Genomic DNA, 14,810 nt, shown 5'->3' on the forward strand with positions numbered 1-14,810 from the left:
GTACTGGGGGGACACAAAGACGTTGTGTTTGCCGATTTAAATACTCCGCTTAGCCTGCTGTGGGTCTCGGTCAGGGCTCGTCACGGCGTTATTGAGGAGCTGGTGGCCGAGATTCGACTTCGTATTCCGGAAGCCAGGTTAGTAGGCCACACCACGCTCGGAAACCTGGCCGAAAATACGGATCAGAAAACATTGGGCGCAAATCGTTAGGCATTAAGCGACCGACCGGGTTGTGCAGATCGAGAGGGACATATAGGCCAGGATCTAATTGATTATGGCGGGCCCGGCGAAATTACACAGAGTTATCAGCGGTAAACTAGGCACAATCGAAATCTGTGATTTCACCTTGCAGCCACCATTCTTTATCCTTGATTCGTATTTCTTCTGGCTTCATTGGCGCAACCGATTTACCTTCTGCATCGATGTATCGGTAGACATATTCCTCCGTGAAGCATAAGGCCTTTCTTATGCTATCCCCATCAAGTCTTGCAATTGTTTTGCGAAGGTTTCCATTGTTGCGAATTTGAGTATTCTGCCCTCCAAGACTTCTCATGTGCACGATAAGAAATATATTGTATGCAATTTCAAGGTTTTGCTCGACGCCTTGCCCGTCACGATACAACACTCCAATATTCGATAATGCGTCTGCGTTGCCGGCTTCGTAAGCCCGATACCACCAGTGGTTCGCTTTTTCATAATCAACTGGACCAAGTTTTCCCGAGTAATAAAATTGCCCAATAGTGACCATAGCCCTGGTGTCACCTTCGGCAGCCAGAATTTCGAATTCTGCCGCTGCTTTTTCATATTGCCCTGATTTCATGTATGCAATTGCTTCACTTTTTCCGGCAATCGCCATTGAAGGCATGAGAAATAAAATAAGAAGTAAACGTTTCAACATTTTGACTTTGCACATAAAAATATAATGAATAAGGTTTTGAACCTTTATTAATATTAGCAGGTGGATTTGATAACAGCGGATTTATCCGCCCTGCACGATCATTCGTTTATGGCTAGAGAATGCCCCCGGTAAGGCGTTAGTTACAATCTGTTTTGAGGGGAATATCGCCGATGGCTGAATCTAACAAAACAAGTTATTAGAAATCACATTAAATAGTATCTTTATATTATTGAATTTATTTATTTTTATTTCTAAAAGCGGCTAAGTAAAGATGCCAGGCATGACGAAGCGCGAACAAAATCGAATATCGTCATACCGCGACTTGACCGCGGTATCCAGCAACGTGCTAGGTGACTTGACCATCAACGAAATGGATCCCGTGGTCAAGCCACGGGATGACTGTTGGGTATAGAATAAACCCACCTGAAGGTGGGCTCTTTAATGGTTGGCGCGCCTGGAGAGATTGTGCGGCACATCCTTGTGCCGCACCCCTGCGGACGGCTGATGCCGTCCTCCGGGGCCGCGCTGAAGCGCGTCCAAATTTGCTCCGGGCAAATTTGTCGAACTTGGAGTTCGAACCAATTCTTCAACCGAGACATCCCATAAAAAAAGGCCCCTTTCGGGGCCCATTTTTATGGGATGGCGCGCCTGGAGAGATTCGAACTCCCGACCGCTCGGTTCGTAGCCGAGTACTCTATCCAGCTGAGCTACAGGCGCTTAGTCTGTATTGGGTTTATCTTGCGATTTCCCCGTCCAAGGCGCGGCATTTTATAGTAAAACAAAGGCTACGTCTCGAACTTCTTTACAAATCTGGCGGAGAGGGAGGGATTCGAACCCTCGAAGGGCTATTAACCCTTACTCCCTTAGCAGGGGAGCGCTTTCGACCACTCAGCCACCTCTCCGATATTCTTTCTTTTTGAACCATCAAACACTGGCGAGCCAGCGTCCGATCGGCGCACATGATACTGGTCTGCAATAAATAGGTAAAGCCCTTATATGAAATAAGGGCTTAAATACTCAAATTTTGGCTAATTTGAATTGCTTATGAGTAACTATTTCCGTCTGAATCATCCTGACCGCCACCCAATCCAGCGGTGGCAGAAGCAATTGCCTCTTCACGCTTGATTCGAATGTAGATCTCTTCTCGATGTACGGGGATGTGTTTGGGTGCACTGATACCCAGCCTTACCTGGTTACCTTTTACCCCTAGAACGGTGACTGTGACCTCATCACCTATCATGACAGTCTCGCCAATACGGCGTGTCAAAATTAACATACTTTACTCCTAGTCCTTACCTATACCTTAGTTCACTTCATACAGCTCTAACGGCTGCTGCGTCTTATTATATAGCTAAATAGTAATATTAACTGCTAAGATTCTGTCTCAACTCACTATTCGTATCATTTATTTCAATAATTCTTGTTATGTAGCTAAATTGAAGGCCTTATGCAAACAACGGACTCCGGTTTCGAGTGATGATTCATCGATCAATACCGAGACCTTGATTTCAGATGTGGACACCATGCGAATATTGATGCTTTCATTGGCCAAAGCTTCAAAAATCGTACTCGCAACGCCGGCATGAGAGCGCATCCCAACCCCGACTACAGACAATTTCACCACTTTGTCATTGCTACTGATGTCTGTATTGGGCATGATTTGTGACGTTATTTCAACCAAACTCAAGGCTTTTTGATAATTTTCTCGATGCACGGTAAAACTGAAATCCACATCGCCATCGCGTGAGGCAGTTTGCACGATCATGTCAACCTCAATCCCCGCATCGGCAATTGGGCTCAAGATTCGGTAGGCAATACCAGGCTCATCCGGCACATTGCGCAAATTGATCTCGGCTTCGTCACGGGTAAATGTAATGCCTGCAACAAGCGGGGCTTCTGCGTCGGTATAATCTTTAGTAATCAATGTTCCTTTACCTTGTGTATTAAACTCGGGGTCAAAACTGTTCAGCACGCGTATCGGAACCATGTGTTTACTGGCAAATTCCATCGCCCGGGTTTGCATGACTTGAGAACCCAAACTGGACAATTCAAGCATTTCTTCAAACGTGATATGGTCTAATTGTCTGGCCTGTGGTTCGATTCTCGGATCGGTAGTGTAAATACCGTCTACGTCAGTATAGATCTGGCATTCATCCGCTTCCAGAACCACGGCTAAGGCAACCGCTGTGGTATCTGTGCCACCACGACCCAAAGTTGTGATATCACCCTGAGCATTCACACCTTGGAAGCCCGCGACAATCGCAACTTCCTGATTATTTAGTGCAGCTCTCAGTTGTTTTGTTTCAATTGTTTCAATTCTTGCGCGACCGTGCGCATTGTTGGTGTTTATCGCGATCTGATGCCCCAGGAATGAGCGCGAGGCAATGCCCTTTTGTTGCAAACACATGGCCAACAGTGAAGCCGATACTTGCTCACCGGTGGCGAGTAAAACATCCATCTCGCGAGTATCAGGGTCTTGCCCTGCGACCTGGCGACTCAAATTGACCAGGCGATCTGTGCTGTCACCCATGGCTGACACTGTAACCAGCACCTGATGGCCCTTATCAACCGCATATTTGATACGCTCAGCCACAGACCTTACACGTTCAGGCGAACCAACCGAGGTACCCCCAAATTTTTGCACCACTAATGCCATAAGCTCGTATTATTCCTGACGCTTATGAAATTTGCATGAAGTATGCAGGATCAGGCCAGCTTTTGTTTGACCCATTCTTTGACTAACGCCAAAGCCTGGGGAATATTTTCGGGCTGGGTGCCGCCTGCCATCGCCATATCCGGTCGTCCGCCACCTTTGCCACCCACATGTTGTGCGGCGAGATTGACCAGTTCACCGGCTTTGAGCTGTTTGCTTTCGGCTTTACTCACCCCGGCAACCAGACGGACTTTTCCATCCTCGGTTTCTGCGACCAGTAAAATCACGGCTTTGCCAAGCTTATTGCGAATTTGATCCACGGTGTCACGCAGCGCATTGGCATCGGTCTCGTCAACTTTTTTGGCGAGTACCTTGATGCCGTTTACTTCGACCGCGTCATTTAACAGGTCTGAACTTTGCGCACCGGCCAATTGCGACTTGAGTTGTTTGATCTCTTTCTCAAGGGATCTTTGCTTATCCAGGGTTTGACCAAGCTTGTCGGCCAGACTGGATTTCCCAGTACGCAACTGTTTGGCCAGATCAGACAATAAAGCATCGGTTTCCAGTGCCCATTGCAAAGCACCTGTGCCAGTAACGGCCTCGATGCGACGAACGCCTGCGGCAATCCCGGACTCAGATGTGATCTTGAAAAAGCCAATATCACCAACGCGCTTGACATGCGTACCGCCACACAGCTCGGTGGAATAATCACCGAAGCTGAGCACACGCACCTTGTCACCGTACTTTTCGTCAAAGAATGCCAGAGCTCCTGCCGCGATTGCATCATCGAAGCCCATCAGCTTGGATTCAGCGTCCAGATTCAATTGAATTTGTTGATTGACCTCTGCCTCGATCTCGGCGATCTGTTCCGGCGTTAGCGCTTCGTAATGCGAGAAATCGAATCTCAACCGTGCGGGTTCAACCAGGGAGCCTTTTTGTTGCACATGTTCACCCAGAACATGGCGTAACGCGCTGTGCATTAAATGGGTGGCACTGTGATTCCGAATGGTGGCATTGCGTGCTGTGGCATCAACCCGGGTAGAGACTTTATCGCCAATTTGCAAACTGCCCTTTTCCAGACTGCCGATGTGTAAATGGGCGTCGCCCTGTTTTTTGGTATCACTCACAATGAATAAGGAATCACCGCATTCAATTTGACCAATATCACCAACCTGACCGCCACCTTCGGCATAGAAGGTGGTTCTATCTAATACCAAAATCGCGTTATTAGTCGATTCAGCTGAAATTGCATCAAGCTGATCATGCTCAACCAGAATGGCCTGGATCTCGCCTTCCCCGTTCAAATTATCGTAACCCTGAAACTCGGTGGCTATTTTGAGATCCACGTCCGCGTTGTAATCCACCCCGAATTGGCTTGCAGCACGGGCACGTTCACGCTGTTTTTCCATCTCGACCTCAAAGCCTTTTTCATCGACCGTGAGACTTTTTTCTCGTGCGATGTCTGCAGTCAGATCGAGTGGAAAGCCGTAGGTGTCATAGAGTTTGAAGGCCAGTTCGCCAGGAATTACGCTGCCAGACATAGAAGCAATGCCTTTTTCCAGGATTAGCATTCCCTGATCCAGGGTTTGTGCAAATCGCTCTTCCTCTTGTAACAAGACTTTTTCCAGATGTGCCTGGCCTTTTACTAATTCCGGATACGCTTCACCCATCAGCTCAGCGAGGGTAGTCACAAGTTTGTGAAAAAACGGTTTGTTCTGACCCAGCATGTAGCCTTGTCGAATGGCGCGGCGGGCAATGCGACGTAACACATAGCCACGACCTTCATTTGAAGGAAATACACCGTCTGAGATCAAAAACGCACAAGAACGAATATGATCGGCAATCACTTTTAATGAATTGTGTGAAAGGTCTTTGGTATTAGTTGCCTTGGCAGCGGCTTTGATCAGGGTTTGGAATATATCAATCTCGTAATTGCTGTGCACACCCTGCATCACAGCCGCAATTCGCTCCAGTCCCATGCCGGTATCTACAGACGGTTTAGGTAGTGGCTCTTCGGTGCCATCGGCTTTGGCATTGAATTGCATAAAAACCAGATTCCAGATCTCGATGTAACGATCCAGATCGTCGTTCTCGCTTCCCGGAGGACCGCCGGGTACATCTTCGCCGTGATCATAAAAAATCTCTGAACACGGTCCACAAGGGCCGGTATCGCCCATCGACCAGTAATTATCTTTTTTACCCAAACGCGACAAACGCTCTTTGGGTATTCCGATGTGATCGATCCAGATGTCTGCCGCTTCATCATCATCCAGATAGACAGTAACCCAGAGTTTTTCTTTGGGCAGCTTGAGCTCTTCGGTTAAAAACTCCCAAGCAAATTCGATGGCTTCTTTTTTGAAGTAATCACCAAAACTGAAATTGCCCAGCATTTCAAAAAAAGTGTGATGGCGTGCTGTGTAACCGACGTTTTCCAGATCATTGTGTTTGCCCCCGGCTCGCACACATCGTTGCGATGAAGCCGCGCGCTTGTAGGGACGTTGATCCTGACCCAGAAACACATCTTTGAATTGCACCATACCGGCATTAGTGAACAACAAGGTCGGATCATTGGCTGGCAACAAAGAACTGCTCGGCACTGCCTGATGCTCTTTGGTAGCAAAATAAGTTAAAAAGCGTTTACGGATATCGTCTGTGGATACCGGTACAACGCTACGATCAGTCGTGGCACAGCTTTTGGTCATGTCTGAATAAGTCTTTAGTGAAAAAAATCGGTCGCATTCGTTAGATAGGACCGATATTTAAAGGCTTATTGTACTGGATTCAGGGGAATGGTGGGTAGTTGAGGCCGAATGATGGAATATACAATGCAGGATGGGCAAAACACCGCGAGGCCATCACAATTTCTATCACACAAAATGGGCACGTTGCACTTTGCCCATCCTACGATTTATTTAAACAATTTCACTCCCCAAAAGACCCGTTTATATGCTCGATCTCAAAACCGCGGGTTTGCATAAAGCGCATTTGTTTGGCCTTGTCTTTCCACTCCTTGGGACACTCGGTACCGTACTTTTTAGTTCGCACCTCTTTAGCCAGTGCGAACCAGTCTATTTCACAGACTTCGAAGGCGGCATTAATGAAATGTGCCGGAAGTGATTTTTTGGCCAAATCGTGGCGAATTTTTCTAGGTCCCTGCCCTTTGAACGCGCCATGACTTAGCATGGCTTCGGCAAAGCGCTCATCACTCAACAGATCTTCATCTGTCAGCTCTCTGAGTACTTGCGCGATCACAGCCGGCTCATGCGCTTTGCCCAACATTTTGTTGTGCAATTCTTGTGTGCCGTATTCCCGGCGTGACAAACAATCGAGTGCGTATTGGCGGGCGAGTTCTTCTGGAGGAAGCTCCTGAGTAGTGAAACTCAGTTGTGATTTGGTTTTTTTCTTAGAAGTCGAATCAGTATCGGCAAGTTCTACTTTGATCTCTTCCCGGATTGCGCTACGGCGGCGTTTGCGATTATACGAATCGCCTTCATCTTGGACAGACAGAGGTAGAGTTACGCCAGCATCGATCGCTTGCATGGATGCGCGTAATTGCTCAAGTTGTTGTTTTTTGTTCATGTCAAACCATTAATATTTTTTTTATCGTCATAGCGTGACTGGGCCACGCTATCTGAAAATTTTTATATATCTCCCTGTTAAACAGCAGAATCCCGAATCGAAGAGACAAAAACGGCCTCCGAAGAGGCCGATTTATCGGAGGAAATATAGCCCATCAAAAAGTAGTGTAAGTGGACAACCCGCACTACTTGCTCACTATCAGGATTTACTCAACTTCGTCTGCATCAATTTCTTCGACCGCTTCTGCTCTCGCTTTGGGCTTGGGAAGAAGGATTTCGCGTAACTTGGTGTCCAGTTCGTCACGAATGTCAGGGTTATCTTTCAGGAAATTACGTACCTTTTCTTTACCTTGTCCGATACGCTCACCGTTGTAGCTGTACCAGGCACCGGATTTCTGCACCAATTCATGTTTCACACCAAGGTCAATCAATTCGCCTTCCAGTGAAATGCCTTCCCCGTACAGGATTTCAAACTCAACTTTGCGGAACGGCGGTGACACTTTGTTTTTCACCACTTTAACGCGGGTCTGGTTACCAACGACTTCATCGCCTTGTTTGATTGCGCCAATACGACGAATGTCCAAACGAACCGATGAATAGAATTTAAGGGCGTTACCACCGGTGGTGGTTTCAGGGTTTCCAAACATCACACCGATCTTCATACGAATCTGGTTAATGAAAATAACCATGGTGTTCGAACGTTTAATATTTGCCGTCAACTTACGCAGAGCTTGTGACATCAAACGCGCTTGCAAGCCAACGTGGCGATCACCCATCTCACCTTCAATTTCGGCTTTGGGGGTTAATGCCGCAACCGAGTCGACCACCACAATGTCGACAGCACCGGAACGCACTAGCATGTCGGTGATCTCCAGGGCTTGTTCACCGGTATCCGGTTGTGAGACCAGAAGCTCTTCGATATTAACGCCCAGTTTTTCTGCATACAATGGATCAAGCGCATGCTCGGCATCAACAAACGCTGCCGTGCCACCCGTTTTTTGCGCTTCAGCGATGGCTTGTAAGGTCAGTGTGGTTTTACCCGAGGATTCCGGACCGTAGATCTCAATCACGCGGCCTTTCGGCAAACCGCCGATGCCAAGTGCAACGTCGAGCCCCAGGGAACCCGTGGAAATAGTTTCGATGTCATTGGCCGCCGGGCTATCTCCCAAGCGCATGACCGAGCCTTTTCCGAATTGTTTATCAATTTGACCGAGCGCGGCCGCGAGTGCTTTTTTGCGATTATCATCCATTTTTTTATACCTCTAAAGTTAACATTGGTGTGAAATGCTCACTTTTTGCACAACATATCATGTTCGTCCTTGAGCATGAGAGCCTCCGAATGCTGAAATGAGGGCGTCAGTGAATTCCTTTGAAATCAGTGGGATACAAGCTTAAATCTTATCTTTCCCAGCAACTTCGGGAGTGATTATACACAAAAAAGAGAATGTTTTGGAATATTTTGAGAATATTTTTGAGAATATTCTCTTTATTTGCAAATTCCGGCTAATTTTACCCTGAATTTGTTTAGACTGGTTCAATCTCTTAAACAGGAACCACTAGGACTCAGGATGAAATATTTTTTCAGCACATTGCTTATTGCGCTACTGCTATCCGGATGCGGCAAAACCGATAACAACACCCTGAATCAAGACGCGCAATGGTATGTGACCTATGTACAAACAAAATACCCTGTAATGACAAAAACCCGCAGCGGTGTGATGTTCGAGAAGCCGGAAATGCAATTTGAACTTCCCCTCAGTTTGGGCGAGTCATATTCATTTTCCGATAAAGATGCGAAGCGCACGATCACGCTGGCGGAAACCACCGAAGCGGGTAGCCATTTTATTTACGCCTCTCAATACACACTAGATTCTGAACAAAATCCTGCACGCATTGATAAAGGAACGTTTTTTATTAGCTGGCGAAAGTAGTTTTCATTCGATATGGACCTTGCATGAAATTCTTTTACATTTTTTCAAGTGCTTGCTGAATATCGGCAATAATGTCATTGATGTGTTCCAGCCCAACCGAAACCCGGATCATGGTGTCACTGATGCCCACGGCTGATCGATCTTCAGGACTTAATTTGGCATGCGTAGTTGAGGCAGGATGCGTAACAATACTTCGCGTATCGCCAATGTTTGCCGTGAGTGAACACATATTCACTGCATTCAAAAAACGCCTGCCATTATCCAGGGTTCCTTTGATGTAAAAGGTCAGGATGCCGCCACCTGCACGCATTTGTTTTTTCGCGATAGCGTATTTGGGGTGTGACTCCAGAAACGGGTAATACACTTTATCCACCCGTTCATTACTCTCAAGATACTTGGCGAGCGTAAGCGCATTCTCACTGTGCTTGTCCATACGAATGGCCAGAGTTTCCAGGCTTTTTGACATTACCCAGGCATTGAAAGGGGAAATGCTTGGCCCGGTATTGCGACAAAACTGGCGAATAACATCGATCAATGCCTGGTCACCCAAAATTGCCCCACCTACCACGCGACCTTGCCCGTCTATCCATTTGGTGCCCGAATGGATAACCAGATTCGCACCAAATTTAATCGGCTGTTGCAAGTAAGGTGTGGCAAAACAATTGTCCACCACAAAGATCAGGCCATGCTGTTTGGCAAATTCTCCGAGGTATTCCAGATCAATAACATCCACTCCGGGATTGGTCGGGGTCTCGATATAAAGAATTTTTGTTTTCTCGGTCAAGTGGTCTTCCCAGAACTCAAGCGCATCGGCATCGACATAATGCGTGGTGATACCCCAGCGCGGTAATACTTTGGTAAATATTGAATGGGTTGAACCAAACACCGAACGACAAGCCAAAATCTCGTCACCGGAATCACACAAGGCTGCAAAACAGGAAAAAACCGCGGCCATGCCAGATGCCGTTGCGAAACCGGCGTCGGCCAGTTCGAGGGCGGATAACTTATCAATAAGTTCGGCGGCATTTGGATTGGAAAAGCGCGAGTAGATCAGATCATCATTTTCATCTGCAAAGGCATCGCGCATGCGTTCGGCCGAATCGAAGGTAAAACTCGAGGTCAGAAACACCGGTACTGAATGCTCTTTGGCCTGACTGCGCGGGTATTGATTGCGAATTGCGAGAGTTTCAAATTCTGCAGAATTCTTTTTAGTCATGGTGGGTATCCGTAATGGCATAGAACTCAGACGCTAGCGTCAAGCAGAGTCCCGTTTAATAAAATCTTGTAATCAATGCGAGCGGTCGTTTCCAGAGTTTTTGCAACCGAGCAATACTTTTGCATGGAAAGGTCAACGGCTTTGCGTACCTTGCGCTCATCCAGGTCACCGTCGAGAATGAATTGCACATCAATCTGTTCAAACAAGGCAGGAGTAGCATTTTTTTGTCGCTCGGCATTGATCTCAATTTCAACATTCTCGGCAATTTGCCGCTGTTTACTCAAGATCAAATGGATATCGATTCCGCTACACCCCCCCAGCGCCATTAACAAGGCTTGCATTGGCCTAACGCCCTGATCCTGTCCTCCGATCTCGGGAGAGCCATCAAAATCAACCCGCTGCCCTTCTTCACTGAACGCTGCGTAATGCATGGCTTGATTTTGACGTTTAAGAGTGACTTTCATAAATATTCCATAAGGCTGGGTAAGTAACCGCCTGCTTGGTAAATAGCTCTAAAGTGGTAGAAACTGAAGAAATTGCGATTCAGATGTATTAGACGTCTGAACTTCTAGACGTCTATATGAATCATACTCGACTCCACGAAGTAAATAAACCGATAAATCAAATATTAATTATGGAATTGACCAGTGATTACCAAGCGCAGGCTCGGAAATGAGGGATAAACTCAATCACCCCTTTCGTAAGCACTACCGATGAATCAACAGCTCATTCGTCGCTACGCAGGATCTTGACCATTTTATTCAAAGCGTGTTGCACACTTTGCATGCGGATATCATTGCGATCACCCACAAAAAAACGGGTTTCGGATTTCAAGACTTGTGGAGTATCGTCATCGCCGCGACGTACCCAGGCAAAACACACAGTACCCACCGGTTTGTCTTTGCTGCCACCACCGGGGCCAGCAATGCCGGTAATCGAGATTCCAAAACGGTTCTTGGCACCCCGGGTCAAACGACAAGCTCCCAAGGCCATGGCTTCCGCTGTGGCCTCACTCACCGCGCCTTTGGTCTCAAGTGTGTTAACCGGCACTTTTAAGATGGTGTGCTTCAAGGTGTCGCTGTATGAGACCACCCCGCCTTCAAACCAGGCCGAGCTGCCGGGCATATCGGTGCAGTACTTGGATAACCAGCCACCGGAGCACGATTCTGCTGTAAGTAAGACCGAGTTTTGCTGAATAAGTATTATGGCCAATTCAGAGACCAGTAATTCTATTTTTTGATTGGATTTGATTTGTTCGGGGCTCATTGACACGAATCACTGGATTATAGTTTTATATTGTTCAGCAGAGTTTACGCTCGCTGAACATTATTCTACTCCAATTCGGACAAGACCTGCGTATACAATTCCTGATATTTGCTGACCATTTGCTCGGCAGTGAAAAATTTCTCACAATAATCTTTGGCGGTTGCGCCCATTTTTTTTCGCATGTCCGGTTTTCGATACAAACGCTCAATCGCGTGCGCCAGTTGATCAACCGCGCGGGGTTGCACTAAAAGTCCGTTGAAAGTGTGCCGGATGATTTCATAAATACCGCCATTGTTGTAGGCGATCATAGGAACCGCATTGGCGCTGGCCTCCAGTAAAGACACACTCAATGCTTCCAGACTGGCGGTATGCACCAGCATGTCCATGGCCGCGTACCAATTTGGCATGTCGTTACGAAATCCGGCAAAGTGCACACGTCCTTCAAGCTTGTTTGCTATGACAAAGTCTTCCAGGTCATCCTGCATTTCGCCACTACCAAAAAGAACCAGATGCAAGCGTGGCAATGCTTCATATATCAAAGTAAACGCTTGCAAGACACTGAGTTGGGATTTGTTTTCGGTGAAGCGCCCGACATTGGCTGCGATAACAGCGTTTTCAGGCAGGCCAAATTCTTCCAGATATTTCTGACGCGGGTACGGCTTATCAAAATCGGAAAAATCAACGCCGTCGTGTATCACTGTGCGCAGGCTGGCATCCACACGTTGACGTTTTAAGGAGCGTTCCACCGCTTCGGATACTGCAACCACACGCTGGTAACTGCGATATTTGATCCCGCCGATCAAGGCGTTTTCCATATTAATAACCCGTCGAGTCAGAATGGCGGGAATGCGGGTGCGTCTGGCCACAAATGCGGTGTATAGATCGGCACCCCGCCGAGAGTGCGCGTGTAGAATTTCAACACCTTCACTGCGCGCCGTTCTTCTGATTGCCCTGACCAGACTTACGTCATGTTCACCCTGATACGCAACGGTTGTAACCGGAAGTTCTGCCTGTTTGGCCACTCGGGCAATTGCGCTATCTTGCGGGCATAACAACATCGATTCTTGCCCGTTCTCACGCATACCCTTCATCAAGGTGATCACTTGAAGTGGCCCTCCGGCCAGTTGCCGCCCGGTTTCTATGTGCAAGACTTTCATGGCTTTATCTTACTGTAAGTCGATCATACTCGACAGCGATGCTTTCTGTTAGGATGCGTAACTCGATTCGGCATATTTACTGCGCAATGAAATTTTTGCACACTCATAAAACATTCCGAATAATTAGCTAAAAATTACGCACCATACATGAGCAAAAGTCAGAAAAAATCGGCCCACACACCCATGATGCAACAATATTTACGCATCAAGTCGGAGCACCCGGATTCAATTTTGTTTTATCGCATGGGCGATTTTTACGAAGTCTTTTTTGCAGATGCGCAAAAAGCGGCAAAACTCATCGATATTACCCTGACGGCGCGTGGCAAGTCCGGAGGCAATCCCATCCCAATGGCCGGGGTGCCCTATCACTCGGTCGACGGTTATTTGGCCAAACTGGTGAAACTGGGTGAATCCGTGGCAATTGCCGAACAGATTGGCGATCCGGCCACCAGCAAAGGGCCGGTTGAACGCAAAGTGGTGCGCATCATCACGCCCGGAACTTTGACCGAAGAATCATTATTGTCACAACAACAAGACCATTTACTGGCCGCAGTGAATTTCGGTAAAGACCAGATCGGTTTGGCCTGGCTGGATCTGGGCAGTGGTCGCTTTGCCGTCACCGAAGTACGCACCGAATCAGAATTACTGGCCGAGCTTGAACGCTTGCAGATCGCTGAGTTATTGGTGGCCGACCATGAGTCCACTCCGACCGATCTACTGCAACAGGAAAGTTTAACCATGCGCCCGGATTGGCATTTTGAAGAATCGGCGGCCACACGATTGTTACTGCGCCAATTCAACACCAAAGATCTCAAAGGATTTGGCATAGATCACATGCCTGCCGCGATTGGCGCCGCGGGATGCCTGATGCAATACGTGCTGGATACCCAAAAACAAGCGGTACCGCATATTCATTCCATACACATCGAACAACAGGATGAGTGCCTAACCATTGATGCGATCACGCGCCGTAATCTTGAATTAGAGCTCAATTTGCGTGGTGGCTCCGAACATACCCTGGCAGCGGTAATGGACCACTGCGCCACCAACATGGGCAGCCGCCAGTTACGCCGCTGGTTACAACGCCCTTTGAGCGATCATAAGATATTGCAACAACGACATCTGGCAGTTGCTGAAATTATTACTCGATCATTAACTGACAAGATCCAGGTCGCACTGAAACCAATCGCGGACATTGAACGAATTGTGGCGCGTATCGCCTTACGCAGTGCACGACCGCGTGATCTGTCCAATTTGCAACTAACCCTGCAAGCCTTACCCGGCTTACTTGGGTGTATCCAATCTTGTTCAACCAACTTACTGACTAACTTAAGCGACAAGTTGCCGCAATTACCCGGGCTGGCCACGCATTTACAAGTCGCGATCATTGAGTCACCGCCCTTACTCATTCGTGACGGAGGCGTGATCGCAACTGGTTTTGACCAGGAACTGGATGAGTTGCGTCACCTGAGTAAAAATGCCGACCAGTTTTTACTTGACCTGGAAGAGCGTGAAAAATCCCGCACCGGGTACTCAACCTTGAAAGTCGGTTACAACCGGGTGCACGGTTATTACATCGAGGTCAGTAAATTGCAGGCCAGTGATGGTGTTCCGGTGGAATGGGTGCGCCGCCAGACCTTGAAAAACCAGGAGCGCTACATCACCCCGGAACTCAAGGAATTTGAAGACAAGGTCTTGAGTGCCCGCGAACGCGCTCTGGCCAGAGAAAAATTGTTATACGAACAACTGCTCGACGGCTTGCAGGCACATATCCCGGCGATCCAGAACATAGCCACCGGAGTGTCGGAACTGGATGTGTTGAATACTTTTGCACAACGGGCGCAAAGTTTAAATTATGTGCAACCCGAATTGGTCTCGTATCCGTGCATTGAAATTCGTGCTGGTCGCCATCCGGTGGTTGAGACTAATGACAATGTCACGTTCGTGGCCAATGATCTGGACATGAGCGACAAACAACGTATGCAGGTGATCACCGGGCCAAACATGGGCGGTAAATCAACCTTTATGCGGCAAACGGCTTTGATCGTTTTACTCGCCCACATCGGGGCCTTTGTCCCCGCCGATTCGGCCAAACTTGGCCCCTTGGACCG

General features: G+C 47.8%; 14 protein-coding genes and 2 tRNA genes. 3 read left to right on the top strand and 13 right to left on the bottom strand.

The window, feature by feature from the left end; all coding sequences use genetic code 11:
• Window positions 1-210 (top strand): hypothetical protein (locus HKN88_00885; GenBank protein ID NNC96606.1); only part of this gene is annotated, 210 nt, incomplete at its 5' end.
• Window positions 211-316: 106 nt separating this feature from the next.
• On the opposite strand, the gene HKN88_00890 is transcribed toward HKN88_00885, so the two are convergent.
• The 9 genes from HKN88_00890 to recA form a co-directional block, all read right to left on the bottom strand.
• Window positions 317-898 (bottom strand): sel1 repeat family protein, encoded by a 582-nt coding sequence (locus HKN88_00890; GenBank protein NNC96607.1) that lies wholly within the window; start codon window positions 896-898, stop codon window positions 317-319.
• A gap of 261 nt (window positions 899-1,159) precedes the next feature.
• Complete coding sequence (locus HKN88_00895; protein NNC96608.1) at window positions 1,160-1,321, bottom strand: palindromic element RPE4 domain-containing protein; 162 nt, start codon at window positions 1,319-1,321, stop codon at window positions 1,160-1,162.
• 217 nt (window positions 1,322-1,538) lie between these two features.
• A tRNA-Arg gene (locus HKN88_00900) sits at window positions 1,539-1,615 on the bottom strand.
• Between the two features lie 94 nt (window positions 1,616-1,709).
• A tRNA-Ser gene (locus tag HKN88_00905) sits at window positions 1,710-1,800 on the bottom strand.
• 140 nt (window positions 1,801-1,940) lie between these two features.
• A complete protein-coding gene (gene csrA, locus HKN88_00910) occupies window positions 1,941-2,174 on the bottom strand; it encodes a carbon storage regulator CsrA (GenBank protein NNC96609.1) in 234 nt (77 codons plus the stop codon).
• 147 nt (window positions 2,175-2,321) lie between these two features.
• Complete coding sequence (locus tag HKN88_00915; protein NNC96610.1) at window positions 2,322-3,554, bottom strand: aspartate kinase; 1,233 nt, start codon at window positions 3,552-3,554, stop codon at window positions 2,322-2,324.
• A 50-nt stretch (window positions 3,555-3,604) separates the two neighbouring features.
• A complete protein-coding gene (gene alaS, locus HKN88_00920) occupies window positions 3,605-6,253 on the bottom strand; it encodes an alanine--tRNA ligase (protein NNC96611.1) in 2,649 nt (882 codons plus the stop codon).
• A 220-nt stretch (window positions 6,254-6,473) separates the two neighbouring features.
• On the bottom strand, window positions 6,474-7,130 hold the full coding sequence (locus HKN88_00925; protein ID NNC96612.1) for a regulatory protein RecX: 657 nt from the start codon (window positions 7,128-7,130) through the stop codon (window positions 6,474-6,476).
• 205 nt (window positions 7,131-7,335) lie between these two features.
• Window positions 7,336-8,379: a recombinase RecA gene (gene recA, locus HKN88_00930; protein ID NNC96613.1), complete on the bottom strand. Its 1,044-nt coding sequence runs from the start codon at window positions 8,377-8,379 to the stop codon at window positions 7,336-7,338.
• Between the two features lie 318 nt (window positions 8,380-8,697).
• Between recA and HKN88_00935 the strand changes: the two genes are divergently transcribed.
• Window positions 8,698-9,060, top strand: a complete 363-nt coding sequence (locus tag HKN88_00935; protein ID NNC96614.1) for a hypothetical protein — start codon at window positions 8,698-8,700, stop codon at window positions 9,058-9,060.
• A 34-nt stretch (window positions 9,061-9,094) separates the two neighbouring features.
• Here HKN88_00935 and HKN88_00940 read toward each other — a convergent pair whose 3' ends face one another.
• The 4 genes from HKN88_00940 to HKN88_00955 all read right to left on the bottom strand — a co-directional run bounded on the left by HKN88_00940 (window position 9,095) and on the right by HKN88_00955 (window position 12,699).
• Window positions 9,095-10,276 carry an aminotransferase class I/II-fold pyridoxal phosphate-dependent enzyme gene (locus HKN88_00940; protein NNC96615.1) on the bottom strand — a complete coding sequence of 394 codons (1,182 nt, stop codon included), beginning with the start codon at window positions 10,274-10,276 and terminating at the stop codon, window positions 9,095-9,097.
• Window positions 10,277-10,302: 26 nt separating this feature from the next.
• Window positions 10,303-10,740, bottom strand: a complete 438-nt coding sequence (locus HKN88_00945; GenBank protein NNC96616.1) for an OsmC family protein — start codon at window positions 10,738-10,740, stop codon at window positions 10,303-10,305.
• A gap of 262 nt (window positions 10,741-11,002) precedes the next feature.
• Window positions 11,003-11,509 (bottom strand): CinA family protein, encoded by a 507-nt coding sequence (locus HKN88_00950; GenBank protein ID NNC96617.1) that lies wholly within the window; start codon window positions 11,507-11,509, stop codon window positions 11,003-11,005.
• 98 nt (window positions 11,510-11,607) lie between these two features.
• Window positions 11,608-12,699: a glycosyltransferase family 4 protein gene (locus HKN88_00955; GenBank protein NNC96618.1), complete on the bottom strand. Its 1,092-nt coding sequence runs from the start codon at window positions 12,697-12,699 to the stop codon at window positions 11,608-11,610.
• Window positions 12,700-12,846: 147 nt separating this feature from the next.
• On the opposite strand from HKN88_00955, the gene mutS reads away from it, so the two are divergent.
• A partial coding sequence (gene mutS / locus HKN88_00960; GenBank protein ID NNC96619.1) for a DNA mismatch repair protein MutS occupies window positions 12,847-14,810 on the top strand: 1,964 nt, incomplete at its 3' end.

The sequence above is a fragment of the Gammaproteobacteria bacterium genome, from assembly GCA_013001575.1.
GTDB lineage: Bacteria > Pseudomonadota > Gammaproteobacteria > Steroidobacterales > JABDMI01 > JABDMI01.

Coding starts and splice junctions, on each gene's coding strand:
- HKN88_00890 (NNC96607.1), bottom strand. CDS start 898: ATGTTGAAACGTTTACTTCTTATTTTATTTCTCATGCCTTCAATGGCG.
- csrA (NNC96609.1), bottom strand. CDS start 2,174: ATGTTAATTTTGACACGCCGTATTGGCGAGACTGTCATGATAGGTGAT.
- HKN88_00915 (NNC96610.1), bottom strand. CDS start 3,554: ATGGCATTAGTGGTGCAAAAATTTGGGGGTACCTCGGTTGGTTCGCCT.
- alaS (NNC96611.1), bottom strand. CDS start 6,253: ATGACCAAAAGCTGTGCCACGACTGATCGTAGCGTTGTACCGGTATCC.
- HKN88_00925 (NNC96612.1), bottom strand. CDS start 7,130: ATGAACAAAAAACAACAACTTGAGCAATTACGCGCATCCATGCAAGCG.
- recA (NNC96613.1), bottom strand. CDS start 8,379: ATGGATGATAATCGCAAAAAAGCACTCGCGGCCGCGCTCGGTCAAATT.
- HKN88_00935 (NNC96614.1), top strand. CDS start 8,698: ATGAAATATTTTTTCAGCACATTGCTTATTGCGCTACTGCTATCCGGA.
- HKN88_00940 (NNC96615.1), bottom strand. CDS start 10,276: ATGACTAAAAAGAATTCTGCAGAATTTGAAACTCTCGCAATTCGCAAT.
- HKN88_00945 (NNC96616.1), bottom strand. CDS start 10,740: ATGAAAGTCACTCTTAAACGTCAAAATCAAGCCATGCATTACGCAGCG.
- HKN88_00955 (NNC96618.1), bottom strand. CDS start 12,699: ATGAAAGTCTTGCACATAGAAACCGGGCGGCAACTGGCCGGAGGGCCA.